Annotated in this window: 26 protein-coding genes; 12 read left to right on the top strand and 14 right to left on the bottom strand. The window is 72.8% G+C overall.

Features of this window, described 5'->3' with window-relative positions:
• Both ICC28_RS22610 and ICC28_RS22605 read right to left on the bottom strand, forming a co-directional pair.
• The gene (locus ICC28_RS22610) at positions 1-1,839 is read right to left on the bottom strand and encodes an HSP90 family protein (RefSeq protein ID WP_188290496.1); all 1,839 of its coding nucleotides are present in this window, start codon (positions 1,837-1,839) and stop codon (positions 1-3) included.
• A 134-nt stretch (positions 1,840-1,973) separates the two neighbouring features.
• Complete coding sequence (locus ICC28_RS22605; protein ID WP_188290495.1) at positions 1,974-2,969, bottom strand: hypothetical protein; 996 nt, start codon at positions 2,967-2,969, stop codon at positions 1,974-1,976.
• A 227-nt stretch (positions 2,970-3,196) separates the two neighbouring features.
• On the opposite strand from ICC28_RS22605, the gene ICC28_RS22600 reads away from it, so the two are divergent.
• Entirely contained in the window at positions 3,197-4,195 is a 999-nt protein-coding gene (locus ICC28_RS22600) for an RNA polymerase subunit sigma-70 (protein ID WP_188290494.1), read from the top strand.
• Between the two features lie 5 nt (positions 4,196-4,200).
• Entirely contained in the window at positions 4,201-4,716 is a 516-nt protein-coding gene (locus ICC28_RS22595; protein ID WP_223189272.1) for a hypothetical protein, read from the top strand.
• A 36-nt stretch (positions 4,717-4,752) separates the two neighbouring features.
• Here ICC28_RS22595 and ICC28_RS22590 read toward each other — a convergent pair whose 3' ends face one another.
• On the bottom strand, positions 4,753-5,331 hold the full coding sequence (locus ICC28_RS22590; RefSeq protein WP_188290493.1) for a TetR/AcrR family transcriptional regulator: 579 nt from the start codon (positions 5,329-5,331) through the stop codon (positions 4,753-4,755).
• Between the two features lie 96 nt (positions 5,332-5,427).
• Between ICC28_RS22590 and ICC28_RS22585 the strand changes: the two genes are divergently transcribed.
• A complete protein-coding gene (locus ICC28_RS22585) occupies positions 5,428-7,740 on the top strand; it encodes an MMPL family transporter (RefSeq protein WP_188290492.1) in 2,313 nt (770 codons plus the stop codon).
• Between the two features lie 274 nt (positions 7,741-8,014).
• Positions 8,015-8,476, top strand: a complete 462-nt coding sequence (locus ICC28_RS22580; RefSeq protein WP_188290613.1) for a GNAT family N-acetyltransferase — start codon at positions 8,015-8,017, stop codon at positions 8,474-8,476.
• 43 nt (positions 8,477-8,519) lie between these two features.
• On the opposite strand, the gene ICC28_RS22575 is transcribed toward ICC28_RS22580, so the two are convergent.
• From ICC28_RS22575 to ICC28_RS22540, 8 genes are all read right to left on the bottom strand, one after another.
• Complete coding sequence (locus tag ICC28_RS22575) at positions 8,520-9,026, bottom strand: GNAT family N-acetyltransferase (protein WP_188290491.1); 507 nt, start codon at positions 9,024-9,026, stop codon at positions 8,520-8,522.
• A gap of 137 nt (positions 9,027-9,163) precedes the next feature.
• Positions 9,164-11,230 carry an iron ABC transporter permease gene (locus ICC28_RS22570; protein ID WP_188290490.1) on the bottom strand — a complete coding sequence of 689 codons (2,067 nt, stop codon included), beginning with the start codon at positions 11,228-11,230 and terminating at the stop codon, positions 9,164-9,166.
• 5 nt (positions 11,231-11,235) lie between these two features.
• The gene (locus ICC28_RS22565; RefSeq protein ID WP_188290489.1) at positions 11,236-12,222 is read right to left on the bottom strand and encodes an iron-siderophore ABC transporter substrate-binding protein; all 987 of its coding nucleotides are present in this window, start codon (positions 12,220-12,222) and stop codon (positions 11,236-11,238) included.
• Positions 12,219-13,076, bottom strand: coding sequence for an ABC transporter ATP-binding protein (locus ICC28_RS22560; protein ID WP_188290488.1), 858 nt, complete (start codon positions 13,074-13,076; stop codon positions 12,219-12,221). Before ICC28_RS22560 ends, ICC28_RS22565 begins: the two co-directional genes overlap by 4 nt.
• Positions 13,077-13,181: 105 nt before the next feature.
• On the bottom strand, positions 13,182-13,946 hold the full coding sequence (locus ICC28_RS22555; RefSeq protein WP_188290487.1) for a DUF899 family protein: 765 nt from the start codon (positions 13,944-13,946) through the stop codon (positions 13,182-13,184).
• Positions 13,947-14,622: 676 nt separating this feature from the next.
• Positions 14,623-15,324, bottom strand: a complete 702-nt coding sequence (locus tag ICC28_RS22550; RefSeq protein WP_188290486.1) for a hypothetical protein — start codon at positions 15,322-15,324, stop codon at positions 14,623-14,625.
• Positions 15,325-15,547: 223 nt separating this feature from the next.
• Complete coding sequence (locus ICC28_RS22545; RefSeq protein WP_188290485.1) at positions 15,548-16,084, bottom strand: MarR family winged helix-turn-helix transcriptional regulator; 537 nt, start codon at positions 16,082-16,084, stop codon at positions 15,548-15,550.
• A gap of 30 nt (positions 16,085-16,114) precedes the next feature.
• Positions 16,115-17,206, bottom strand: a complete 1,092-nt coding sequence (locus tag ICC28_RS22540; RefSeq protein ID WP_188290484.1) for a PP2C family protein-serine/threonine phosphatase — start codon at positions 17,204-17,206, stop codon at positions 16,115-16,117.
• A gap of 169 nt (positions 17,207-17,375) precedes the next feature.
• Between ICC28_RS22540 and ICC28_RS22535 the strand changes: the two genes are divergently transcribed.
• Complete coding sequence (locus ICC28_RS22535; RefSeq protein ID WP_188290483.1) at positions 17,376-17,876, top strand: nitroreductase family deazaflavin-dependent oxidoreductase; 501 nt, start codon at positions 17,376-17,378, stop codon at positions 17,874-17,876.
• 3 nt (positions 17,877-17,879) lie between these two features.
• Here the strand turns inward: ICC28_RS22535 and ICC28_RS22530 are convergent, their stop codons facing one another.
• Positions 17,880-19,370: a SulP family inorganic anion transporter gene (locus tag ICC28_RS22530; RefSeq protein WP_188290482.1), complete on the bottom strand. Its 1,491-nt coding sequence runs from the start codon at positions 19,368-19,370 to the stop codon at positions 17,880-17,882.
• 454 nt (positions 19,371-19,824) lie between these two features.
• On the opposite strand from ICC28_RS22530, the gene ICC28_RS22525 reads away from it, so the two are divergent.
• Complete coding sequence (locus ICC28_RS22525) at positions 19,825-20,235, top strand: MerR family transcriptional regulator (protein WP_188290481.1); 411 nt, start codon at positions 19,825-19,827, stop codon at positions 20,233-20,235.
• Between the two features lie 185 nt (positions 20,236-20,420).
• Here ICC28_RS22525 and ICC28_RS22520 read toward each other — a convergent pair whose 3' ends face one another.
• Positions 20,421-20,612 carry a hypothetical protein gene (locus tag ICC28_RS22520; RefSeq protein WP_188290480.1) on the bottom strand — a complete coding sequence of 64 codons (192 nt, stop codon included), beginning with the start codon at positions 20,610-20,612 and terminating at the stop codon, positions 20,421-20,423.
• Positions 20,613-20,892: 280 nt separating this feature from the next.
• On the opposite strand from ICC28_RS22520, the gene ICC28_RS22515 reads away from it, so the two are divergent.
• The 6 genes from ICC28_RS22515 to ICC28_RS22490 all read left to right on the top strand — a co-directional run bounded on the left by ICC28_RS22515 (position 20,893) and on the right by ICC28_RS22490 (position 24,498).
• Complete coding sequence (locus ICC28_RS22515; protein WP_188290479.1) at positions 20,893-21,456, top strand: redoxin family protein; 564 nt, start codon at positions 20,893-20,895, stop codon at positions 21,454-21,456.
• A gap of 7 nt (positions 21,457-21,463) precedes the next feature.
• A complete protein-coding gene (locus ICC28_RS22510; protein WP_188290478.1) occupies positions 21,464-22,312 on the top strand; it encodes a cytochrome c biogenesis CcdA family protein in 849 nt (282 codons plus the stop codon).
• A gap of 116 nt (positions 22,313-22,428) precedes the next feature.
• Entirely contained in the window at positions 22,429-23,184 is a 756-nt protein-coding gene (locus ICC28_RS22505; protein ID WP_188290477.1) for a transglutaminase domain-containing protein, read from the top strand.
• Between the two features lie 27 nt (positions 23,185-23,211).
• Complete coding sequence (locus ICC28_RS22500; RefSeq protein ID WP_188290476.1) at positions 23,212-23,676, top strand: GNAT family N-acetyltransferase; 465 nt, start codon at positions 23,212-23,214, stop codon at positions 23,674-23,676.
• Positions 23,677-23,710: 34 nt separating this feature from the next.
• Positions 23,711-24,169, top strand: coding sequence for a hypothetical protein (locus tag ICC28_RS22495; protein ID WP_188290475.1), 459 nt, complete (start codon positions 23,711-23,713; stop codon positions 24,167-24,169).
• Positions 24,166-24,498, top strand: coding sequence for a hypothetical protein (locus ICC28_RS22490; protein WP_188290474.1), 333 nt, complete (start codon positions 24,166-24,168; stop codon positions 24,496-24,498). The genes ICC28_RS22495 and ICC28_RS22490 overlap by 4 nt, the downstream gene beginning before the upstream one ends.
• A 12-nt stretch (positions 24,499-24,510) precedes the next feature.
• Here ICC28_RS22490 and ICC28_RS22485 read toward each other — a convergent pair whose 3' ends face one another.
• Entirely contained in the window at positions 24,511-26,043 is a 1,533-nt protein-coding gene (locus ICC28_RS22485; RefSeq protein WP_188290473.1) for a hypothetical protein, read from the bottom strand.
• Positions 26,044-26,110 lie beyond the last annotated feature (67 nt).

Genomic DNA, 26,110 nt, shown 5'->3' with positions numbered 1-26,110 from the left:
TCAGCTGTCCTTGCGGAGGGCGTGGGCGAGGAGGTCGAGGAAGGAGCGGTTGATGAGGCTGGATTCGGCGGGCCGGAGCGGACGCCGGGACAGCATCGCGGCCTGCCCGTAGAGGGCTTCGGCGCTGGTGCGGGCCAGCTCGGGTTCGTCGATGGCTACGGCGGTGCGCACCAGGGGGTTGAGCTGGTTGAGGATCAGCTGGGCGCGCGGTGCCTCCTGGCGCAGGGCGCCCAGGATGTCGCCCCACAGCCCGCCGTCCTGTTCCCGGGCCAGTTGGGAGCGGGTGCGCTCGTGCCGGGCCTCGCGGCTGTCGACCAGCAGGGCCGGCGCCGAGGCGGGCTGGAAGGTGCGCAGCGCGACATCGCAGTCGAAGACGGCGAGGGCGTCACGGGCCTGGGCGAGGTAGGCCGCGGCGGCGAGTTCCGTCTCCCGGTCGACGGGGTCGAGGTGGGCGGTGAGGGTCGCCGGGTCGAGGTCGGCGACGGTGACCTCGGGCCTGATCTCGGGGAGCCGGTGGACCAGTTCGCGGTCGTAGGTGTAGCCGCCGTTGACGACGCCGAGTCCGGCGGCCGAGGCGATCGCGGCGACCTGCCGGAACTCCTCCACGCTGGACGTCACCAGCACGGTGCGGTGGGTGCGCGCGAACTCGTCGAGGGTGCAGTGCCCGTCGGTGGTCTCGAACGGCAGCCAGGGCAGCAGCATCCGCAGGATCTCGTCGTCGTGCACGGCGAGCGACTTCACGGCCAGGTGGTGGGCCTGGAGGAAGCGGTGGAGCAGCTCGGGGTCGCTGGCGGCGGCGCGGGCGATCCACGCGCGCAGCCGGTCGGCGAGGGCGTCGCGGACGGCGGCGAGGGTGTCGTCCTCGTAGAGGGACTCTCGGGAGGCCGTCGGGCGCAGGCTCTCGGCGTCGACGACGCAGCGGACGAAGAACGCCCAGTCGGGCAGGATCTCCTCGGCCTGCTCGGACAGCAGCATGCCCTTGACGTGCACGCGGTGGCCGTGGCGGCGGCCGGCCGGCACCGCCTCCGGTAGCACGCAGGCGATGCCCTTCAGGCCCACGGCCGGCAGGTCCAGCTCGATGGTGTCCAGCGGCTTGAACCCGAAGACCTCCTCGCCGTACGCGGCCAGCGCACGCGACCGGGCGCCCGGGGTGGGGTGGGTGAGCGCCCAGGGCGCGGGGTCGGGGTTCACGGGCACGCCCGGGCCGCCGCTGCCGTCGTCGAAGGTCACCGGGTGGCGCAGCAGGGAGCCGAAGTGCCGGGCCAGCGCGTGCACCTGGGCCGGGCGGGTCCACTCGCCCGCGTCGGCGCGCGGGGTGAGCGTGACGGTGGTGCCGGGCCGGGGGCGGGCGGAGGCGGGCAGGGTGCGGACGGTGTAGCTGCCGTCGCCGCGGCCACGCCACTCCACGGCCGGGGCGTCGGGGGTACGGGCGGAGCGGCTGAGGACGTGGATCTCGTCGGCGACCAGGAAGCAGGAGAGCAGGCCGATGCCGAACTGGCCGATGAAGTCGGCGCGCTGCTCGGCTATGTGCTCGGTGCGCTTGCTGCTGCGGCCGATCGTGGCGAGGAAGGTGTGCACGTCGGCCTCGGTGAGACCGACGCCGTCGTCCTCGACGCGTACGACCGTGCCGTCGGCGTAGAGGCGGATGCCCAGGGAGGCGGCCGGTTCGAGGGCGTGCCGGGCGGTGAGCGCGTCCACCGCGTTCTGCATCAGTTCGCGCAGGTAGACGCGGGGGCTGGAGTAGAGGTGGTGGGAGAGGAGGTCCACCAGGCCGCGCAGGTCGACCTGGAAGGTGCGGTCGGCGGAGGTGTGGTGGGCGGAGGTGTCACGCAGGGGCATGGGTCAGTCCGGGGTGAAGGGAACGGCGGTGGTCGGCGGTGGTCCGCAGGGGCCGGCCGGAGGCGGGCGACGGCGGTGCGGGCGAAGGCGGTGCGGGCGACGGCGGTGCGGGCGACGGCGGTGCCGGCGGGGGCTCAGAAGGCCTTGCGGAAGCGCGCGTACGCTGTCTGCGGATTCGCCATGAAGGTCCACGGCCAGTCGGTGATCACACCCTCCAGCTCGCGGAAGACATTGGAGGCCGTGCTGCTGCCCGCCAGCGAGAGGGCCATGGCGAAGATGTTGTAGTCGCCCTGCCAGCCCAGGCGGCGCTCGTACGCGTGGTGCAGGATGCTGCGCTCCGCGGCCTCCCTCAACTCGGCCCGGATCCGCGGCTGCTGCAGGCAGTCGCTGTCATCGGACTCCACCCACTCCTCGATGCGCGCCATGGCGACGACACAGCCGAGCCGGTGCCCGTCGGGCGCGGCGGCGAAGGCCTTCTGGGCGAACTCCAGGGCCTGGCCCGGTTCTCCGCCCCAGCGGGGCTGGAGGTGCGCCACCCACTCCAGGTGGATGTCCAGGTTCAGCGGATCACGGCGCAGACCGGCCGCGAGCCGGGCCTCCTGGACGCTGTCATCGACGGACATGCCGCGTCCCGAGGTGAGCAGATGGCGCCAGGGCGTGATCCAGTCGGGCCGCAGCTCGGCGGCTTCGAGCAGGTGCTCCTCGGCGATGCGCAGCCGCTCGTAGAAGGTCTGCCACTGCTCGCGGCTGACGTCCACGGCACGCGCGGACGTGCGCGCCTCCCAGCCCCAGCTGACATGGCGCGCACCCGAGATCAGCAGGGCGGTCGCCCGGAGGTCCTTGTCGCCCTTGTCCTGCTCGGCGGCCCGGACGGCCCACTCCTCCACACCGTCCAGCACGGCCAGCTGCCCCAGGACCGCCTGCTGGCGGCCGAGGTCGAAGGGGGCGAGTGCCGCCTTGACCGCCTGCCAGTCCCCCGCGTCGGCGGCCTCGACGAGCGCGAGCACGCGCGCGTCCCCCAGCGCGCGCAGGGAGTACACCCCGTTCTTCCGCCTGCGCGGGACGGGCAGGGCGTGCGGATCCGCCCCCGGTCTCTCCGCACCACCCCTGCCGAACAACCTGCCCAACATGCCGTGCCCTCCCCTGGGTCCTGCTTGATCGTTTCGATGATCGTTCGGAGCAGCATAAACGGCACCACTGACACCGCTTCCACAGGGTTTTCACGGCCGCGCCACGCCACGGCCGCTTCACGCCCCTTCCCCTGTCCCGCGCATCCGCCGCGATCAACGGTGATGAGTTTTCGCGCCCGCGCCCGTCACACCTACGACGGGACACGACGGGCCGGAAGGATGACGGGATGAGTACGGACACACGGCTGGAGGAGCTGGGCGTGAGCGGGCTGGGCGAGGTCGACGAGCCGACGTTCTCGGGGCTGGCGGAGCGGCACCGGCGGGAGCTGCACGTGCACTGCTACCGGCTGCTCGGGTCGTTCGAGGACGCCGAGGACACCGTGCAGGAGACGTTTCTGCGTGCCTGGCGGCGGCGGGAGACCTTCGAGGGGCGGTCGACGTTCCGGGCCTGGCTGTACCGGATCGCCACCAACGCCTGCCTGGACCTGCTCGCCAAGTGCCGCCCGGAGCCCGCGACCGGCGGCGAGGTGCCGTGGTTGCAGCCCTACCCGGACCGGCTGCTGGACGAGCTGCCCGCGGACGACGCGGCCGGGCCGGAGAGCGTCGCCGTCGCGCGGGAGACGATCGAACTGGCCTACCTGGTCGCGGTCCAGCATCTCGCCCCGCGCCCGCGGGCCGTGCTGATCCTGCGGGACGTGCTCGGCTGGCCGGCGAAGGACGTCGCCCAGCTCCTCGGGGATTCCGTCAACTCCGTGAACAGCGCGCTGCAGCGGGCCCGCGCCGGCCTGCGGGAGCACCTGCCGGCCGAGCGGCAGGACTGGACCGGCGCCGAGGAGGACGCCCGGACGCGCGAGCTGGTGCGCCGCTACACCGACGCCAGCGTGGCCACGGACATCCCGGCGCTCACCGCGATGCTGCGGGACGACGTCCGCTGCTCGATGCCGCCGACGCCGGGCCTGTACGTCGGCCGTGACAACGTCGTGAGCAACTGGGTCGAGGACGGCTTCGAGGGCATGAAGGGCCTGCGCGGGGTTCCCATCTCCGTCAACCGGCAGCCCGCCGTCGCCTTCTACCTCTGGCAGGAGCGGGAGTCCGCGTACCTGCCGCTGACGGTCGACGTCCTGCGCGTCACCGGCGGGGAGATCACCGAGATCGTCACGTTCCACGACGACCGGTTCCCGCGGCTCGGGCTGCCGGAGCGGCTGCCGGCGATCGGCACGGAGTAGTCCCGGTGCGGACGCTCACGCTGCGCGGTGGCGCGCGTGTCGCAGTGGTCGCCGCCCAGTGGTACGACGCGTTCGGCGTCGTCACCCGGGGGCGCGTGCAGCTGGAGCTGCGCGACGGCGAGCCCGGCCCGGTGCTCGGCCGGGACGCCGGGTTCTGGCTCCGCGGCACCGGCGTCCGCGCCCTGCGCAACCCCGGCCGTCGCACGGCGCGGGTACGCGTCGTCACGCGCCGGGGCCAGGACCGTCGCAGGCCGGCCGGAACACCCCGTACGGGCATGGCCGAGCGACGGGAGAACGGCATGAACGACATGAACGGCACGGACGACACCGGCGTCGCCGCAGGCCGGGTACCGGCCCGGACCAGCCACGCCCACCGGCTCCGCGGGCTCGTCGGCGGCGGCTTCGTCGCGGCGCTCGCGGCGACGGCGGCCACCGCACTGGCCGCTGCGCTTGCCCGGGCCATGGGCGCGACGGTGATGATCCCTGCCCGGGCGCGAAGCCTGCGCGCCGGGGCCGGCTGACGACGGGGGCCGTCAGGGGATCTCGCCCTGACGTGCTCAGGCGAGGCGGTCGCCGGGCAGGGAGGAGATCCCGGCGGCCAGGAAGGCCATGGCCGCCTCGAAGTTCTCCTCGCTCGGGCGCAGATACACCTCGCCGACGACCGCGGCGGCGGCCGCGGCGACCATCCGCGGCCCGAAGGCGTCGGGGTCGCTGCCGCGCTCGGCGGCGAAGAGGCGGGCGCCTTCCTGAATGACCTCGGCGAGACGGCTGTTGGCGATGGCCCTCAGCTGCGGGTTGGCGTCGAGCATCCGCTCGTAGAGCACATCCGTCGCGTCCGGCTGGCTCGCGCCGTCCTGCCGGAGGAACCGCTCCAGTGCCTCCAGGGTGGTGACCCCGGGCTCACGTGCGTTCAGCGCCCGGCTGAGCCGCTCGGTGAACTCCGCCAGGTGCGAGGTCGCCAGGTCCATCTTCGAGGGGAAGTACAGCGTGACCGTACGGGGTGAGACCTCCGCCTCCTCCGCGATGTCGGCGATCGTCGCCGCCTCGAAGCCGCGCTCCGCGAACAGCTTGTAGGCCGCTCGCAGAATCGCCTCCCGACGCCGGGCCTTGCCGCGCTCTCTCGCACCGTCTGCCATGCCCGCAGGTTACCACCGAGTGCACTTTTGCAGTTGACTGCAAAATTACCGTAGGCTGCAAAAACCTGAACGGCTCTCGGAGCGGAGGAATGTGTCATGGCATCGGTCTTGTACGCGTTGGGGGGATGGGCGGGCCGGCACCGCGGCCGGGTCATCGCCGTGTGGCTGCTGCTGCTCGCCGCGGTCGGCGGCCTCGGTGTCACCATGGCCGGACCGGTCAGTACGGAGTTCTCGGTGCCGGGCATCGAGTCCCAGCGGGCCCAGGACCTGCTGGAGGAGAAGATGCCCGAGGCGGCCGGGGGCGTCGCCAGGGTCGTGATCGCCGCCCCCGCCGACGGCACGCTCACCTCCGGCACGGCGCGGACCGCCATCGGGGAGAGCCTGCGCGAGACCGCCCGGATACCCGGCGTCGTCCACGTCGGTGATCCCTTCGCGGAGCGGACGGTGTCCGCCGACGGGAAGATCGCCTTCGCCGACGTCCAGTTCCGGCAGGCCGCCGATCAGGTGCCCGGGTCCGCCAAGGACGCGCTCGTCGACACCGCGGCGCCGATCCGGGACGCCGGACTCCAGGTCGAGTTCGGCGGTACGGTCATGGAACCCGTCACCGAGGTCGGCGGCCCCGCCGAAGTGATCGGTGTCGTCGTCGCCTTCGCGGTCCTCGCCCTGGCCCTCGGCTCCCTCGTCGCCGCCGGACTGCCCCTGGTGACCGCGCTCGTCGGTGTCGGCATCGGCGTCCTGGGCGTGCAACTCGTCGCCAACATAGTCGACATGACCAGCACCGCCACCGTGCTGGCCCTGATGATCGGCCTGGCCGTCGGCATCGACTACGCCCTGTTCATCATCGCCCGCCATCGCGAGCAGCTCGCCGACCCCGCCGTCAGCGTCGAGGAGTCCGGCGCCCGCGCCACCGCCACCGCCGGAAGCGCCGTGGTCTTCGCCGGCGCGACCGTGGTCGTCGCGCTCGCCGCGCTCACCGTCACCGGTATCCCGTTCCTGGCGATCATGGGCCTGGCCGCGGCGGCGACGGTCACCCTCGCCGTCCTCATCGCCGTCACGCTCGTCCCGGCCGTCCTCGGCCTGCTCGGCGAGCGCCTGCGCCCCCGTACGAAGCAGACGGAGTCCCGTACCAAGCAGCCGATGACCGGCAGGCCCCCGCGGACCACCTGGTCCCTCGCCTGGGCCCGCACGGTCACCCGCAAGCCCCTGCTCGTGCTGCTCGCCGGGGTGGTCGCGCTGCTCGCCCTCGCCCTGCCCGCCCAGCACCTGCGCCTGGGCCTGCCGAGCCACGCCTCCCAGCCGACCTCCAGCACCCAGCACAAGAGCCACGACCTCCTGCTCAAGGGCTTCGGACCGGGCTTCAACGCGCCGCTCACCGCCGTCGTCGACACCGGCGGCATCCCCGCCGCCGACCGCGAAAAGGCCCTGGCCGAGCTGCACACCGCGCTCACCGAGGTCCCCGGCGTCGCCCACGTCGACCAGCCCGTCGCCAACCAGGACGCGACCGTGGCCGCCGTCCCCGTCATCCCGGAGACCGGCCCCGACGACCAGGCCACCACCGACCTCGTACACCACCTGCGCGACCACCAGGACGCCATCGCCCCCGCGGGCGCCACCCTCTACATCGCCGGTTCGACGGCCGCCGCGATCGACGTGTCCGCCAAACTCTCCGACGCCCTGCCCCTGTTCATCGCCCTCATCGTCGCCCTGGCCCTCGTCCTGCTGACCATCGCCTTCCGGTCGGTCCTCGTCCCGCTGAAGGCCGTCCTCGGGTTCCTGCTGTCGATCGCCGCGTCACTCGGCGCCACCGTGTGGGTGTTCCAGGACGGCCACCTGGCCGACCTCCTCGACATCCCCTCCGCCGGACCCATCACCGCCTTCCTGCCCGTCCTGCTGATCGGCGTCCTGTTCGGCCTCGCCATGGACTACGAGGTCTTCCTCGTCAGCCGGATGCGCGAGCACTACGAACACACCCGCGACGCCGCGCAGGCCGTCACCCACGGCATGGCCGGCAGCGGCCGGGTCGTCACCGCCGCCGCCCTGATCATGGTCGCCGTCTTCGGCGGCTTCGTCTTCAACCACGACCCGATCATCAAGTCCATCGGCTTCGCCCTCGCCATCGGCGTCCTCATCGACGCCTTCCTGGTCCGCATGACCCTCGTCCCGGCCGCCATGGCCCTGCTCGGCCGCCGCGCCTGGCACCTGCCCCGCTGGCTGGACCGCATCACCCCCGACGTCGACATCGAGGGCACCAACCTCCCGCACCCGGCCACCGACACCCACCCCCAGGCCCACACCGACACCGACACCGACACCGACACCGACACCGACACCGACACCGACAAGGCGACCACCGCCTCCCCCGCCTCGCGGCAACCGCGGATTCCCGAGCCCGCAGCCCAGCACGACTGACGGTGCCGCCCCGCACCCACAAGGCGCGATGCCTCGCGTCGGCCAGTGGTCGCGGGGCACCCCGCCGCGTACAGGCGCCCGGCACAGGCCCCGCCTCGGCCGGGCGCTCGCCTGCGTGCGGCGCAGGTGCCACGCCGACCTCGGTCACGCCGGCTGGTTGTGGCTCGGTGGCCTGTGTTTCCATGCCTGCGTGAACAGTGAGAGCTCCAAGGTGGCTGACGGAAGGCGAAGTTGCTCGGTCCGGCGGCGGGCGGAGGGCGATGTCGAGGAGTGCGTGCGGATCCTCGCGGAGGTCCATGCGCACGACGGCTATCCGGTGAACTGGCCGGATCGGCCCGACGAGTGGCTCTCGCGCGGTTCCCTGCTGGGCTCCTGGGTTGCCGAACTCGAAGGCGGCCTGGTGGGGCATGTGAGTCTGGCGCAGGCGGGCGACGGCGATCTGGCCCCGGTGCTGTGGAGCGAACGGCACGGGACGACACGGGAGATGACCGCCGTGGTCAGCAGGCTGTTCGTCGCTCCGCAGGCGAGGGGACACCGAATCGGTGCCCTGTTGATCGGCAGCGCAGTGGAGGCGGCGCGCCACCGTGGCCTGCATCCGGTCCTCGACGTCGTCGCGTCCGATACGGCGGCGGCAGCCCTGTACGAGCGGCTGGGCTGGGAGTTGACGGCCACGGTCGAGCAGGAGTGGAGTGCGCACCAGAGGGTGACCGTCCGCTGCTACGCGGCACCGTCGTGACGCAGGCGGACGGCTCGCTCTCCGGCGCGCGCCGTTCCCTGCGTCACAGCTCCCGGCGCATGCAGGCCCGCGGCCACCGGTCCAGGCCGTGTGCCGCCTCGCGCTCGCGGATCCTGCGCAGGCCGGGAGGGAGCCTGTTGTCGTCCATGAGTTCAAAACCGCAGCGCCTGTAGTAGGGCGCGTTCCACGGGACCTGCGTGAACGTGGTGAGGGTCAGGGCGGGTACGCCCGCGTTCCTGGCGTGGGCCGCCAGATGGTCCAGCAGCAGTCGGCCGACCCCGCGGCGCGCGCTGTCCGGGTGCACCGAGACCTGCTCGACGTGGAGGTTGCCGTCGACGCGGTCGGCGATCAGGTAGGCGATCGGGGCGTCGGCGTCGTCGGTCGCGACCCAGGCCAGCCCGGCGTGATGGTAGCGGGCGAGTTCACCGAGCGGCAGCGGCTCGTCCTCGGCGATCTCCGGCATGCCGATGTCCCGGAAGCACTGCCCGGCGGCCCTCTCGATGTCCTGGAGCGCGGGCAGTTCGTCCAGGCGTACGGATCGGATACGCATGGTCGCATTCTTCACAGCGCGCCGGACGACACCACCGGATCAACGCTCCGACGGCTGTCCACGAGCGGGGCCGGCGGACCGGCCACGACGAGCCCGCAGGCGAACGACGACACGTCACGGCACGTCCGGCGGAGCGCTCAGCGGCGGCTACGAACCAGCAGGTACAGGAAGTACGGCGTGCCGATCACGGCCGTCATCAGGCCCGCGCCGAGCTGCGCTGGCGCGATCACCGTGCGGCCGAGCAGGTCGGCCGTGCAGACGAGGGTGGCGCCGAGCAGCACCGCGACCGGGACCACGCGCGCGTGCTGACGGCCCACCAGGGCCCTGGCCGCGTGGGGGGCCACCAGGCCCACGAAGCCGATCGTGCCCGCGGCGGCCACGGCGGTGGCGCTCAGCAGGACGGAGAGGCTGAGGAAGCCCAGGCGACCGCGGGACAGGCCGAGGCCCAGCAGCCTCGGGGTGTCCTCGTCGAGGGAGACGAGGTCGAGTTCGGTGCGGCGGAGGAAGGCGACGAGTACGCCGACGCCGAGGACGAGGGCGATCGGGAGGACGTCGGGCAGGGTGCGGCCGTAGGTGGAGCCGGACAGCCAGGTGAGGGCCTTCACCGCGTTGAACGGGTCGGTGAGGATGATGAGCAGGCTGATCAGGGCGGACGTCCCGGTGGCGACGCCGAAGCCGACGAGGACCAGCCGGTTCTGTTCGAAGCCTCCGCGCGCGGCGAGTCCGAAGACGAGGACGGAACTGACGGCGGCGCCCGCGAAGGCCGCGCCCGCCACGCTCCACGTTCCGGCCACGGGCGCCGTCGTGACCAGGAGGACGGCGCCCAGCGCGGCGCCGCCGGAGACGCCCAGGATGCCGGGTTCCGCGAGCTGGTTGCGGGTCACGGCCTGGACGAGCGTGCCGGCCAGGGCGAGCGCGCCGCCCGCGAGGAGCGCGGCGAGGACGCGGGGCACCCGGGTGTCGAGGACGAAGCCGACGGTCCGGCCCGCCCGGCCCTGCGCCCAGTTGGCGACGTCGCCCAGCAGCAGCTTGCTGTCGCCCAGGAGTACGGCGGCGATCGTCACGCCGACGAGGACCACCGCGAGGACGGCCGTGGTGGTCAGGAAGACGGCCCTGCTCCTGATGCGCAGCCGGTCGGGGGCGGCGGACGCGCCGGTGTGCCGCACGCGCGTGGCCATGACCGCGAGGAACACGGCCCCGACGAAGCTGGTGACGACGCCGGTCGGTACGGCGACCGCCACGTCCGCCGGGACCAGGGCGCGCAGCAGGACGTCCGAGCCGAGCACCAGCACCGCACCGGTCAGGCCCACGGCGGGCAGGCTCGCGCGGGTGCGGGAGAAGGCGCGGAAGCGGCGGGCGAGGGGGCGGACGAGCGCGGGGGCGCACAGGCCGACGAAGCCGATCGGCCCGGCGAGGGTGACGGCGGCGGTGGAGAGCAGGGCCGCGAGCACGACGACGGTGACGCGGGTGGCGCGGACCGGGACGCCGAGGCCGCGGGCGGCGTCGTCACCGAGGGCCAGGGCGTCGATGCGGCGGGCGGACAGCAGCAGTCCGGTGAGGCCGACGAGGACGAGCGGCGTCATCTGGAGCACGCCGTCGAAGCCGCTCTGGGCGATGCTGCCCTGGTTCCACTGGTAGAGGCCCTGGGTCTCCTGGGGGAAGAGCAGGAGCAGGCCCTCGGTGACGGCGGTGAGGCCGAGGGCGAGGGCGCTGCCGGCGAGCACGAGCCGGACGGTGCCGGCGGCGAGTCCGGACAGGCCGAGGACGACGGCGGCCGCCGCGAGGGCGCCGAGGAAGGCGACGCCGGAGGAGGCGAGCAGCGGCAGCGAGAGGCCGGTGACGGCGGCGATGCCGAGGGCGAGGTAGGAGCCGGCGTTCACGGCGAGGGTGTCGGGTGAGGCGAGCACGTTGCGGCTGACCTTCTGCAGCGCGGCGCCCGCCGTGCCCAGCGCGATGCCGACGAGGAGGCCGGCGGTCATCCGCGGCAGCCGGGAGGCGATGACGACGGAGGAGTCGGCGGCGTCCGCCCGGCCGGTGAACGCCTTCCACACCTCCCCGGGGCCGACGGCGGCCGTGCCCTGTGTGATGTCGACGACGGCGAGGGCCGCGACCAGCAGGGTCAGGGCGGCCGTCACCGCGGCCGCGCCCGTCCGGGACGTGACGGCGGACGGACGGGCGGCGGGGGTGGTCGCGGTGACGGCCATGGGCGTTACTTCGTCAGCTCGGCGACGAGGGCGTCGACGTAGGCTCCCATCGAACCGGGGCCGCCGAACATCCAGATGCCGTCGGGCAGTCGGTGCACGTTGCCCTTCTTGACGAACGGCAGCGAGGTCCACACCTTGTCCTTGGCCAGGGCGTCGGTGAACGGGGTGCTGGACTTGTCGCCGTCGTTGCCGATGTAGGCGAAGCGGACGTCGTCGCTCAGCTTGGTGAGGCCTTCTACGTCGGTGGAGCCGAGGCCGTAGTCCTTGTCGCCCTCGACGGTCCAGGCGTTCTTCAGGCCGAGCTTGTCGTTGACCGCGCCGATGAGGGAGCCGCTGGTGAAGGGCCGGATGGAGACCTGGTTGGAGATGTCGTAGCCGTCGGCGAAGGCGAGTTCGGCGCCGTCGAGGCCGGCTTCGGCGAGGGCCTTCCTGCCGTCGGCGAGCTTCGTGTCGAACTCCTTCTTGATCTCCTCGGCCCGCTCGGTGGTGCCGGTGGCCTTGGCGAGGAGGTCGAGGTTCTCCGTCATCTGCCCGATCGGGTCGGCGGCGTCGGCGGAGCGCACCTCCACCACCGGAGCGACCTCGCGCAGTTGCTTGACGGCGGCCGGCGGCAGGTCGGTGCTGGCCACGATGAGGTCGGGCTCCAGCGAGGCGATGGTGTCCATGCTGGGCTCGCCGCGGGTGCCGATGTCCTTGGGCTCGTTCTTCAACGGGACCGCGGTGTCCCAGGTCTTGTAGCCCTTGACGTCGGCGACGCCGACCGGGTCGACACCCAGCGATATCAGCAGCTCGACCTCGTGCCACTCGGTGCCGACGACCTTCTTGGCCGGCCTGCCGAGTTCGACCTTCTTGCCGGAGGCGTCGGTGAGGGTGACGGCCTGGGCCGTGTTCGGTTCGGCGGTGGCGTCGGCGGCGGGCTCGGTCGTACCGCAGGCGGTCAGGGCGAGCGCCGCGGCGGTGGCGGCCGCCGCGGTCGTCAACAGGCGTCTCATGAGGGGGTGCTGAGCCTTTCGCTTCGCGTGTGGTGTCGGCCGATCGCGCGGGTGCGCAGGCGGCCCGTGAGGGGGTCGGTGCCGACTTCGATGCGGATGCCGTAGGCGTCGGTCAGGCGTTCCGACGTCAGGACGTCCTCGGGGAGGCCAGCGGCGATGATGCGCCCCTGGTGGAGCAGTACGATCCGGTCGGCCACGGCCGCGGCCTGGTCGAGGTCGTGCAGGACGGCGCCGACCGCGATGCCGTGGTCGTCCGCCAGGTCGCGTATCAGGTCGAGGAGTTCGATCTGGTAGCGCAGGTCGAGGTGGTTGGTCGGTTCGTCGAGCAGGAGCACGCCGGTCTCCTGGGCGAGGCAGCCGGCGAGCCACACCCGCTGGAGCTGTCCGCCGGAGAGGTGCTCGACGCCCCGTTCGGCGAGTTCCGCGACGCCGGTCAGGGCCATCGCGCGGTCCACGGCGGCCGGGCCGTCCGGATCGGCGCCGCCCCAGCGGCCCCGGTAGGGGTAGCGGCCGAACTCGACGACGTCCCGCACGGTGAGGCCGCTGGGGGTGGGGCGGTCCTGCGTCAGCAGGGCCAGGCGGCGGGAGAGCTGACGGGGGGTCAGGGCGAGGCCGTCGGTGCCGTCGATGGCGAGCGCGGCGGTCCGCGCCCGTTGCAGCCGCGCGAGCGTGCGCAACAGCGTCGACTTGCCACTGCCGTTCGGCCCCACCAGCACGGTCACGTCACCGGGCCGCAGGGTCACCGAGGCGTCGTGGACGACATCAATGCCGTCGTAGGCCACGGTGACGCCCGTGGCCGAGAGTTCATGGCCACGAGGGGTGAGGGTCGCGGAGATCTCTTCGCCTGCTCGCACGCGACACAGGTTAGCCTAACCTTACGGAAACGCGTGAGGGGGTGGGCGATCGGTCGCAAGGCGAAGTTCCGCCAAAGACCGATCGCCGTGCCGAAAGGCCCGTCGTCAGTGACAGTGGCCGTTCCGGCCGAGGGTCTGCACGGGGGTGGCTCCGGGCCGGGTCCACTGCGGGCGGGGGCGGCTGGTCGGTCCCCAGGTGGGGTTGCCGTCCGCGTCCGAGCGCCAGGTCCAGCACGCGTTCTCCCCCTTGGGCCAGCCCTCGGGGTTGTCCTCCCACGCCTCGCCGCGGCCGTAGGGCGTCATGTCGAGCAGGCCCATGGACGCGTTGACCCGTTCGTTGCCGCGGCCCGTCGTGGAGTAGGTGAGGAACGTGCGGTCGCCGTCGCGCAGGAAGCAGGTCAGGTAGCCCATCGCGCCACCGGCCGGCCCGTCCACGCCGCGCACCGAGTACCACGGCTCGGTGTAGCCCATGAAATCGACGTAGGCGGCCACCTCTTCCCACCGGCCCGTGGTCAGGACGGCGAAGGACACGCCGCGGGCGTTGAGGTAGACGGCGTCCTTCAGGTGCCAGGCCGTGGTGGTGCAGCCCTCGCACTGCCCCTGGTGCGGCGCGCCGTCGTGCCACATGTGCTTGTAGACCACGAGCTCGTCGCGCCCTTGGAACAGGTCCAGGAAGGGAACCGGTCCGCCGGGCCCCACCACCTCGACCGTGCCGTCGAACTCCACCATGGGCAGCCGGCGGCGGGCCGCGGCGATGGCGTCTCCCTCACGGGTGTGCGCCTTCTCGCGGACCAGCAGTTCGTCGCGAGCGGCCTGCCAGGTGGCCAGGTCGACGACGGGCGGGCGGCCGGGGGGCGGGATGGTCGTCACGGGTGTCCTCCAGGGTGTGTCGTACGACGGTCACCGGTGGGGACTGCGGACGGGGGCGAAACTCATCGCGGCGGCCGCGGGGGCACCTTGCCGCCGACGGCGACCGCGTGGGCGTGAGCGTCGCTCCACCGGTGGACTTCTTCGGCATGAGCGCGGCGGACGCCGCACGCGCCCACCGATGCGGACCGTCGCGAGGACGCGGCAAGCGCGGCTCCGGTACGACGAGGACGCCGCAGGCGCGGCTCCGCTACGGCGAGCACGCCACCGCCCGCCGCACATCACCGACGCCCCCGGCGCCGACGCCCACGTCGGGAAGCGGAGTTCCTCGCCTGGACGGTGGGTGCCCTACGGGCCGCCGTAGCCGGCTTCGCCGCGGTGCCGACGGACCCGGCGCCACCGCCCCTCCGGCTCGCGGACCCGCCACGCTTCGCCGCCGCCCTGCGCGAGGCGGGCTCGCCGGGTTGGCCGTCCGGCAGGCCGTGCTGGACACGCGCTCGGCCCCGGCGCGGGACTGCTGGACGCCGTCCGCAGCACCCCCTCGGCGCCCGGTGGATCACCGGCCGACGTTACCGAGGACCAGTGCACAGACGCCCGCCAGATCCTGGACGGCATGCTCCGCGAGCGCTGCGGCGGGGCACCCGGCGTCGTCCTGCACACCACGCTGAGCATCGCGGGATCACGAAGCGGGCGGTTCCTCCACGGCGGGGGACAGCCGGAAGGACCGTACGACCGCGAACGCGACCACCGCGATCAGCGCCGCTGCCCAGCCGCCCAGCGCGCGCAGCGGTTCCCGCCAGGGCAGGCCGCTGCCCACGCCGCGTGGCGGGATCCGTCCCTGCGTGTCGTACACGACGGTGAGCGCGTCGCCGGGTCGGGTGGCCTGCTCGCAGCCGCGTCGGATCTGTCGCTTCAGGGGAACGCCGTTGCGGTCGGCCACCGAACAGAGGTAGAGCCCGCGGCCGGAGACGGCTCCGGGCCCGCCCTCGACCGAGATCACCACCGTGGACTCCACGCGCCCCCGCTCCGCCAGCACCAGGCCCACGGCCGCCTGGGGCGCCTGGAGGGCGAGGCAGACGCCCAGGACGGCGGCGATGCCGACCAGCGCCCGGCCGGCCCGCACCACGCAGAGGTAGACCACGAGCGCGGCGGCACACACCAGGCCGCCCTCACCGTCCGCCAACCCGGGAATCCCGTACCAGGTACCGGCCAGGGTGGCCGCGAGGATCCCGCCGACCGCCGCTGTCCCGGCCAGCAGCCCCTCGGCCGTCAGCCACCACGGCGGCAGACCGACGAACTCGGCCGGTCCCCACACGGCGCTGCGCAGATGCCCCAGGAGATGCGGTTCGGGCACGGCGAGGGGCCGGCGTCTGCGCCGCATGTGCCGTCTCCCCTCTCCGCGTCCTTCGCGTCCTTCGCGTCCTTCGCGTCCGACATCCTGGTGTGCCGGACCGGTGCCCCGCACTGCTTTCGGCCGGACATGGACGCGCGTCGGAGTTGCCGGGATCAGGCAGCAGGCCGCATCTCGGCCGGATTCCCTTGCATTATGCAAAACGTGCACCGGGTCGGGAAACGCGGCCGGTGCCCACGCCGCCCCGCACCGTTCAGGCGTCGCGGGCGGGGGTCGGTTCCACCACCCAGCCCAGCGGATGCGGCTCCGCGTCGTCCGGCACGGGCGCCGGGGGTTCTCCCCCGGCCTCGTTGAAGGCGGCCAGCGCCTCGACGAGGGCCAGCCGCTGGGCCGGGGTGAGGCGTTCGACGATTCCGGCGATTTCGGCCCGGCGCCGGGCGGTGACGTCCTCCACCGTGCGCCGGCCCTCGTCGGTGAGCCGCAGCAGCGTCTCACGGCGGTCGTCGGGGTTGGCCTGCCGGTCGGCGAGACCGGCCGTGATCAACCGGTCGACCATGCGCATCGCCGTGGAGGGCGCGACCTGGAGGAGGTCGGCGAGCGCGACCAGCTTGGTGGCCCCGCGCGTGGAGAGCACCACCAGCATCCGGAACTGCGCGAGCGTCACCCGCTCCTCCACCGCGGCCAGGGAACGGGCGGAGACCGCCACCAGCAGCCGCGAGGCGGTCAGCACCGCGCGGGTCACCGCGTCCACGTCGTCCACCGCCCCAGAGGGGACCTCGCGTTTGGGCATGGGTCCTTTCTACCGTGCCGAGGTCCCCGCTCACCCCTCCGACGGGGGCGCGGCCTCCCCCTCGTGACCGTGGTAGCGCAGCAGCAGCATCGCGGCGTCGTCGTGGGCCGGTCCCTCGACGTGCTGAGCCAGATCCGTGCGCAAGGCCTCCAGAGCACGGTTCGCGTCCGGGTCCTTCAGCAGATACGCCCGCTCGCCGACGGGATAGAAGCGGCCCTCCGCGTCCCGGGCCTCGGTGACACCGTCGGTGTAGAGCAACAGCTGATCACCGGGCGCGAACTCCACCCGATACGGCTTCGGGCCCTCGCTCCCGTGCGCACCCAGGCCCAGCGGAAGGGCGAAGGCGGGCGGCTGCGGGAAGTCGACCGTCCCGTCCCGGTGTAGCACCATCGGCGCCGGATGACCGTAGTTGAGCAGCAGAGCACCGTGATCCGTGCCGATCTCGGCGAGGATCGCGGTGACGAACTTCTCCCCTTCCAGTTCCCGCGCCACGCTCCGCTCCAGCCGCTCCCCCACACCCACCAGATCCGGCTCGTCGTGCGCCGCCTCCCGGAACGCCCCCAGCACCACCGCCGCGGTTTCCACCGCCGCCAACCCCTTGCCCTGCACATCACCCACGATCACCCGGATACCGTGCGGCGAGGCCACCACCTCGTACAGATCCCCGCCGATCCGTGCCTCCGCCACCGCCGACGTGTACGACACCGCAGCCTGCAACGGCCCCGCGGTCAACGGCACCGGCCGCAGCAGCACCCGCTGGGCCACCTCCGCGATCGACCGCACACTGGCCAGTTCCCCCTCCTGACGCGAACGCATCACAGCCGCCGCGATGCTCACGCCGGTCACACCCGCCACCGAAGCCACCGCGATGTAGCCGCGGCGGTCGTCGAGGAGTTCGTCGTACCAGCCGAGTCCCATGCACAGCACCATGGCCGCGCAGCCGAACCAGGCGGTACGACGCCACCCGCCGACCAGTCCGGCGAACGCCGGGCCGAGCGAGACGAGGGGGAGGAAGCCGACGCTCGGCCCGGCCACAACGTCCATGACCGCCACCACGGCCATGACGACGATCGGCATCCAGGACAGCAGGGTCCGGTTCGACGGCGGCTTCCGGTCGGTCATGACGTACTCCAGCGATGTCGCGGCCCTTGAGAGCCGCCCCTCGCCCCGCAGGCGCCCCTCCCCCACCTTTAGACTATGCAAAGGTGGCCCACGTGAGACGGTTCCCGTCTCTGCTGCTTTACCGCAATCGAGCCCGGGAGCCGACCCGTCCGGCGCACGGAAGGCGAGCATGGCACACCGAGACACCACACTCCGCCGCCCTCAACTCCCCATCGGATGGCGACGTCTGGCCCTCCGTTTGCCGATCCTGCTCTTCGGTGTCGGGCTCGGCCCGCTGCTGGGGCGGCGGTTCCTGCTGCTGCACCACACCGGCCGCGTCAGTGGTCTCGACCGCAAGGCGGTCCTCGAAGTGGTGGCCTACGGCCCGGACGGCTGGACCGTCGCCTCCGGGTTCGGCCCGCGGGCCGACTGGTACCGCAATCTGCGCAGGCAGCCCAAGACCCTCATCCGGTTCGGCACCCGCCCGCACGCCGTCACCGCCCGTTTCCTCACGCCCGACCAGGGCGCCGAGATCATGGTCGACTACGCGCGGCGCCACCCGCGGGCCGCCCGTCGGCTGTGCTCCTTCATGGGCCTCCCCGTCGACGGGAGGGAGGCGTCGTACCGCGAGGCGGGCCGGGCCGTCCCCTTCGTCCGGCTCGACGCCGCCGAGGGGCGGCGCCGGGCCTGAGCCTCAGTGGCCGGCCGTGAGTTCGCCGCTGAGCCGGTCGTGGAGGTGGGCGCTCGGCTCGTTCAGCCCGGTGATCTCGACGCTCTTGCCGCGCTGGGCGTACTTGGTCTCGATGGCGTCGAGCGCGGCCACGGAGGAGGCGTCCCAGATGTGCGCGGCGGACAGGTCGACGACGACCTTCTCGGGGTCGCCGGCGTAGTCGAACTGCCCGACGAGGTCGTTGGAGGAGGCGAAGAAGAGTTCGCCGGTCACCCGGTAGACGACGGTGGTGCGGTCGGGGTCGACGACGGCGGTGACCTCGGCGAGGTGGGCGACGCGCCGGGCGAAGACGACCATCGCGGTGAGCGAGCCGACGACCACGCCGATGGCCAGGTTGTGCGTGGCGACGACGACCGCGACGGTGACCACCATGACGGTGATCTCCCCGGCCGGCATCCGCCTGAGCGTCTTCGGCGCGACGGAGTGCCAGTCGAACGTCGCGAACGACACCATGACCATCACGGCGACCAGGGCGGCCATGGGGATGTCGGAGACGACCGGCCCGAAGACGATGCACAGCACCATCAGGAAGGCGCCGGCCAGGAAGGTCGACAGACGGGTGCGGGCGCCGGACACCTTCACGTTGATCATCGTCTGGCCGATCATGGCGCAGCCGCCCATGCCGCCGAAGAAGCCGGTGACGATGTTGGCGATGCCCTGTCCGACGGACTCGCGCGTCTTGTTGGAGTGGGTGTCGGTGATGTCGTCGACCAGCTTGGCCGTCATCAGCGACTCCATCAGCCCGACCAGCGCCATGGCGAAGGCGTACGGGGCGATCGTGGTCAGGGTGTCCGTCGTGAACGGCACGTCCGGGAGGCCGGGCACCGGAAGCGACGACGGCAGGGCGCCCTTGTCGCCCACGGTGGGCACCGCGATCCCGGCCGCGACCGTGATCACGGTCAGGACGAGGATGGACACCAGCGGCGCCGGGACCACCGTGGTGATCCTCGGGAAGAACACCATCAACGCCAGCCCGGCGGCGATCAGCGGATAGACGGCCCAGGGCACGTTCCGCATCTCCGGCACCTGCGCCATGAAGATCAGGATCGCGAGGGAGTTCACGAAGCCGACCATCACCGAGCGCGGGATGAACCGCATCAGCTTCGCGACCCCGAGGGCGCCCAGCACGACCTGGAACACACCGGCGAGGATGACGGCGGCGACCAGGTAGCCCAGGCCGTGCTCGCGGTTGAGCGGGGCGATGACCAGGGCCACGGCACCGGTGGCGGCGGAGATCATCGCGCGGCGGCCGCCCACGATCGCGACGGTCACCGCCATGGTGAAGGAGGCGAACAGGCCGACGGCCGGGTCCACACCGGCGATGATCGAGAACGAGATCGCCTCGGGGATCAGCGCGAGGGCGACCACCAGGCCGGCCAGCACCTCGGTGCGCCACACCCTCGGATCACGGAGCCATTCGGGTTTCAGACCGCGCAGCAGCGCGGCCGGGGACACGGCAGGGGCAGACGAAGACAACGGATCGGAAACCTGTCGTACTCGGGCCCGCCCGGCAACGGCGAGCCGGACGTGCGGGAGGACGCGGGAGGCCGGACGGCACCCCGCGGACGGCCTGCCGAGGCGGGCCGGAAGTCGGGAGGGGACGTGACGGGCTCCGCCTCGCTCACGTCCGGGGGCGAACCCTCGGGGCCGCGGCGGGGGCGTCCCTGCTCACGTCCGGAGGCGAAGCCTCACGGCGGGCAGGCGGCGGGCGTCACGGGCTCGCGCACGCTTGTCTCCTGCCTGTTCTGCAAGAATCGGGGCTTCGCCGGGGGCGGCATCGGCCCCGGCACGGCAACGGCGAAGGGGCGGCACACCGGCCCTTCACCGGCGGCAACTCTACCCTAACGTTAGGGTAGAGATCGGCGGGGCTCGATCCGCCGGGGACGAGACGGTCAGGGATGCGGTGAGCGTGGACGGCAAGCACATGCAGATCGGCGAGGTCGCCGCACGGACCGAGCTGTCCCTGCGCACCATCCGGCACTACGAGGAGACCGGCCTGGTCGTCCCCTCCGCCCGTTCTCAGGGCGGCTTCCGCCTCTACACCGAACGGGACGTCGAGCGGCTCATGGTGATCCGCCGGATGAAGCCCCTCGGCTTCACCCTCGACCAGATGCGCGACCTCCTGGACGCCACCGACCGCCTCGACGGCGACGAGCTGACGCCGACCGAGCGCGAGCCGCTGCTGGAGCGAGTGCGGGAGTACGAGCGGGCCGCGGCCGAACAGGTCACCAAGCTCCGCGTCCAGCTGGCACGTGCCGAGGAGTTCGCACGCACCCTCGGCGAGCGGGTGCAACGAAACCAGGGCACCGCCGTCCGCTGACGGCCTCCTCGACGCCCCTCACCCCACCTCGGTCGCACCGAGCACGCGACGCGGCTCCGCTACGGTCGGGGCTCCGTCGAGGACCTCGGCCAGGCCACCCGATGCGCACCTGGGCGCCCCGCCGTTCCGGGAACCAGGACTGCCCGTCAGCTTGAGGTCGTGGTACTGATCAGAGGACGCGGCACTCAGTCCCGGAGATAGGGCCGGTGCCAGTGACGTTCACTGAGAACCTTGGTCCACTCGGCAGCGAGCCGTTCCCGCTTGTCGGCAGGGATCTCGTCGAGGGTGGGGCGGAGCCCCTCGATGATCTTCGCTACCTCCTGCGAGTCGCGCCGGACAGGCAGGCCGAGGTGGTGAGCGATCGAGCGGAGGGTCATGGTGGATCACCTCAATCCAAGACATTGCGCGGACCGTGCCTCCCACCCACCTGCTCCATGCAGGACAGGCACAGCGCTCACACGTCCATACTGCGCGCCGACGCCGACCACGGCCTGCTGCGGCCGGCCCGGGGCGGAGCGGACCACGGCCCTCGACCCGGACCGGCTCAAAGGCGCCGCCGGCTGACGTCACGAAACCGTAAGGCGGCAGCCGACCGCCGCCTCGCTGCGGCGGGGATAGCCTCACCCCTGCTGCCGCCACCGATCCAGGAGACAGTTCATGCGCGCCCGCGTCCTTCTTCCGGCCGTTCTGGCCACCGCCGCCCTCGCCGTCACCGGATGCGGGTCCGACGACGGCGACGGTGAGGCCGGTGCCGCCCCGTCGACGGCGGCCTCGTCCCCCGCCACGGCCGGCGGCGGGGCGGAGGGGGAGAAGGTCGCGCAGGCGCTGAGCTTCACGGCCACCACGGTGGACGGCAAGCCGTTCGACGCGAAGTCCCTCGCGGGCAAGCCCGCCGTCCTGTGGTTCTGGGCGCCCTGGTGCCCCACGTGCAAGGGGCAGGCCGCCGAGACCGCCAAGGTGGCCGAGGAGTACAAGGGCCGGGCGAACGTCGTAGGCGTCGCGGGCCTGGACAAGAACTCCGCCATGCGCGACTTCGTCGCCGACACGGGCACCGGCTCCTTCCCGCACCTGTCCGACGAGGAGGGCGAGGTGTGGAAGCGGTTCGAGGTGACCCAGCAGAGCCACTACGTGATCCTCGACAAGAATGGGGAGACCGTCTACGAGGGTGTCCTGCCCGGCGGTGAAGGCCTGGCGGAGAAGGTCGCCGCCGTCACCGGCTGACCCCGCCATGGCCGACCTGCCTCTCGCCCTCGCGCTCGGCGCGGGGATGCTCGCCGCCGTCAACCCGTGCGGCTTCGCCCTGCTCCCCGCGTACCTGTCCCTGCTCGTCCTCGGCGACGACACGCCCCGCCGGAGCGTGGCCGTGGGCCGGGCGCTCGCCGCCACCGCCGCGATGACCGTCGGGTTCGCCGCCCTCTTCGGTGTCTTCGGCCTCGCCGTCCAGCCCGTCGCCGGTCAGGTCCAGCAGCATCTGCCCTGGTTCACCATCGCCTTCGGCCTCCTCATCGCCGTCGCCGGGGCCTGGCTCCTGGCGGGACGCCAGTTGCCCGTGCTCGCGCCGAAGCTGCGGCGTGCGCCGAAGGTGACCCGGTCCCTGCCCTCGATGGCCCTGTTCGGCATGGCCTACGCCACCGCCTCCCTCGGCTGCACCATCGCGCCCTTCCTCGCCATCGTCGTCTCGGCCTTTCGCAGCGGTTCCACCGGCGAGGGCATCGCCCTCTTCACCGCGTACGCGGCCGGGATGGGCCTGATCGTCGGCGCCGCGTCGCTCACCGTCGCGCTCACCCGGACGACGGCCGTCACACGCCTGCGCCGCCTGGGTGCCCTCGCCCCGCGCCTCGGCGGCGGCCTGCTCCTCCTCGTGGGTTCCTACGTCGCCTACTACGGCTGGTACGAGGTCCGCGCCCAGGACGGTGCCGTCACCTCCGACCCCGTCATCGACACAGCGGCCACCGTCCAGCGCGCCCTGGCCGACGCCTTGGACTCCGCCGGCCCGACGCTGATCGCCGTGATCTTCGCGGCCCTGCTGCTGACGGCCGTACTGATCCGGCGCCGCAGGCGGGGCGGCACAGGGTGACTCCCCTGTCGCGAGCAGGAGAGCTGACCCACCCGCCCCGGTTGAACGCGTTCAACTTCCCTGACAGGATGACGTCCTGCCACCCGCAGAAGGGTGCCGGAGGAGAGGACAGGGCCATGACGAGCTCGCTGCTCATGCCGCGAGGCCGTGCCCGCGAGGGAACCGCCGAAGCGACCGGAAGCACGGCCCCGACCCGGATCCTCGACTGGCAGCACCCGCGCGTCACCGCACTCCTCGGGCGGATCGACCTGCCGGACACCGCGGACCCCGCCCACCAGTCGGCGGCCCTGCGCCAGGCCCACCAGTGGATCACCGAGAACGTCCGCCCGGTGTACTCGGTGCAGGACGAGCGGCCCGTGTCGCAGGTGCTGAGCCGGGGCCGCGGCTCGTGCAGTCAGCGGCTGGCGGTGCTGGAGTCCGTCGCGCGGGCGTCCGGCGTGGCCACGCGGGTGCGGGGCCTACTGGTCGACGGCAGCTTCTGGTATCCGCGTTTCCCTCGGCTGCGCGGACTCGTCCCCCACCAAGTAGTGCTGGCCTGGCCGGAGTTCCACCTCGACGCCCCCTCCCCATGGCTGACGGTCTCCGAACTCTTCGGCGACCTGGATGAGTTGAGCCACCACGGCGGTGGCGGCTTCACCAACGCGGGCCCCGAGACCCTCTTCGAGGCGCTGTCCCGCACGGCCGTCGACTGGGACGGGGCGGCCGCCTGCCCGAGCAACGGCGCCGCCTGCGACCTCTCGGCCCACGTCCTCGCGGACCTCGGCCACTTCGACTCACGCGACGCCCTCTTCGCCCGCCACGGCCAGACCCTCTGCGGGCCTGCCCGCCTCCTGGCGGAGCCAGTGCTGGGGCGCCGGTCGGCGGGAGCCTAGTCAGCCTGCCGCAGTAGTCTGACGATCATGGCGGACTGGGAAGTTCGGCCGGCCGAGGCGGCGGACGTCGAGGCGGTGGCCGAGTTGCGGGCGGTGGTGCTGCGGGCGGATCTGGAGCGGCTCGGCCGGTACGACGGGCACCGGGTGCGGCAGCGCCTGCGGGACGGGTTCGCTCCGGACCACACCTGGGTGATAGAGGTGGGCGGCACCTTCGCCGGCTGCGTGTCCCTGCGGCCGGCCGCGGACGCCCACTGGCTGGAGCACTTCTACCTGGCTCCGCCCGTGCAGGGCAGCGGCATCGGTAGCGCCGTACTGGGCGGGCTGCTGGAGCGGTGCGACCACGAAGGCACCCTGGTCCGGCTGAACGTCCTGCAGGGCAGTCCTGCCCGGCGGCTGTACGAACGGCACGGATTCACCGTGGAGACAGAGGATCCGGTCGATGTGTTCATGGTGCGCAGGCCCGCACCGCCCGTGCGCGACAGATACAGCTGAGGACAGGGACGAACAGGCAAGAAGGGAACAGCCCGTGCTGCTCGTGGGTCTCGGCATCTCCGCCGCATGCGCCATCGGGGCGCTGATCGCCCTGGCCGGCGCCCTTGCCGTTGCCTTCCCGGGTCGGCCCCAGCCCTGGCCGGTACACCTGATGCAACGTTCCGCAGGGGCAGCCGCCGCCGCGGCCGCCGCCATCTACTCCCTCGGCTTCTTCGCCGTCATGGACTCCGAACTGGAATTCAACGACGGAGCGAACTCGGTCCCCGCACCCGCCTGCCGCGAGGACTTCGACCAGTCCACGGTCCAGGGCCTGTCCCACCACCGCTCCTCCTACCTGCCCCTCCGCTTCGACTGCGTCCGCGCCGACGGCACCACCTACTCCGCCGACTCCAGCTACACATGGATGAATCGGGCAACTCTGACCCTCACCCTTTCCGCCACAGCGCTCGCCGTCGGCGCGACCCGCTACCGAACCCGGCAGGAGACGCGTTGATCCGCCGCTACTCGATCCCCCTGCTGGTGCACCTGCTGATCGGCATCCCCACGATCCCCGTGGTGCTGTGCGTCCGCTGGTACGCCGCCCACGGGCACTGCGACGACAGCGACCTCGGCAGGCGCGACCTGGCAGGCTGCACCTACGACCAGATCGAGAACAGCGGGCTCGTCCTCGTGCTCCTCGGCCTGTTCGGACTGCTCGTCCTGCTGCTGGTCCTGCTCGCCGACGTACTCCTCCCGCTCATCCGTGAACGCCCGCTCGGACCATGGCTGTTGACCCTGCCTGCCGTCCTTGTGCCCTACGTCGTCCTCGACGCGGCGGCGTGATGACGCTGCCGGTCACTCCCCCGCCGACGCCGCCCACCGCACCAGTTCCAGCATCACGCCCGGGGGCAACGACGGGTTGGCGGCCGCCGCTTCCGCGACCCGCCGGTCGGTGTCGGTCAGGAGTTCCACGAGGACCGGCGGCGGGAGGGCGGGATGACCGGCGGCTACGGGTCTCGCCTGCACGTCCGCCAGACAGGCGAGGAGCGCCGGAGCCGTGGCGCGGCGGTGCCGGGCGATCTCGCGGAACGCCTTGCGCACCGCGGGCTGGTGCCGGGTCAGGTCCTCCAGGAGCGCCGGTGCGGCGTCGGGGTTGGCCGCGACCTTGGCGACGACCTGGACGCCGTACCGCCGGACCATGGCGCGCAACTGGCCGTCGGACAGGCCCGGGTGGGCGGCGACGGACTTGACGACCCTCGCGTCGGAGTCGTCGGCCAGCGCGTCGCGGATCCTGGCCGGCAGATCGCGTCGGTGGGCCACGAGCATCCGCACGGGCGCGCTGGGAGACTGGGCGAGTTCCGCCACCTCGGCGGCCGAGGCGGCCTCGACCCGGGGCAGCAGGGTGGCGCCGAGCTTCGTGCCGGCCGCCGGCCGGACGAGTACGTCGAACGGCACGTGCGGGTTGTGCGCAAGGCTGCGCCGCACGTCCTGATGGGCGTCGTCGGCCAGGGTGCGCAGCGTGGCCTCGTCGAGCGCGGGATTCTCGGCGAGAGCCGCCCGGACACCGGGGACGGGGTCCAGGGCGAGCCGTGCGGCCACCTCCGGGGGCAGGTCGGCGCGGGCGGCAAGTGTCCGGCGCAGCAACGCCGATGGGTGGTCCGCGAAGCCGACGACGGCCGCGACGGGCGTGGCCGGGTTCCGCAGTGCCGCCTCCCGCAGGTGGTGCACCGTGGACTCGTGGGAGCCGTCGCAGGCCGCGCCCGGCGGCAGGTCGCAGTCCAGGCGCGGGCAGTGCGGGTCGTGCGCGAACGGCGTCTGCTCCCGGTCACAGACCACGCACCGCTCCGCGGGGGCCATCCCTTCGCCGCCGATCAGTCTCGCCAGCACGGCCGGAGGCGTCGCCTCGTTGGCGGCCACCGCCCGCCGCACCTCGGCGTGCGGATGCTCCGCCAGCTCGGCGGCCCGCTCCGCCGTGGTCCACAACGCGAGTTCCGCCACGACCCGTACGTCGGGATCCGCGGCGAGCGCCCGCACGACCTCGGCCGGCAGGTCCGGGCAGCCCGCCAGCTTCTCCCGACGCCGAACCTCCGGATCGGCGACGAGACGACGGCCCCACTCCGGTTCTCCGGCCCCCTCGTCGAGCAAGGCGAGCGCGGCGTCGGGCTGGGCCGCGGGATCGACGTCCTCGGCGGACAGCCTTCCCCGGTAGGCGAGTTGTACGGCACTCTCCTCGACCCGCGCCGCCAACGCCAGCGCCTGCCCACGGCTGAGGTCCGCGCGACCGGCGAGGTCGGCGGCGAGGTCGGCGTCCGCGATCGCGATCAGCCGGTCGACCAGCTCGGACGGTAGGGCGGGGTTGGCGGCGAGCCCGCACAGCACGTGGTTCACGAGGGGCATCCTGCCGGGACCGGATCCGGTCCGCGCGGGGTTTTCGACGTCGGCCGGGCCGGCCGAC

This window comes from Streptomyces sp. TRM68416 (assembly GCF_014596915.1).
GTDB lineage: Bacteria > Actinomycetota > Actinomycetes > Streptomycetales > Streptomycetaceae > Streptomyces.
This window is presented reverse-complemented; position numbering and strand designations above follow the sequence as displayed.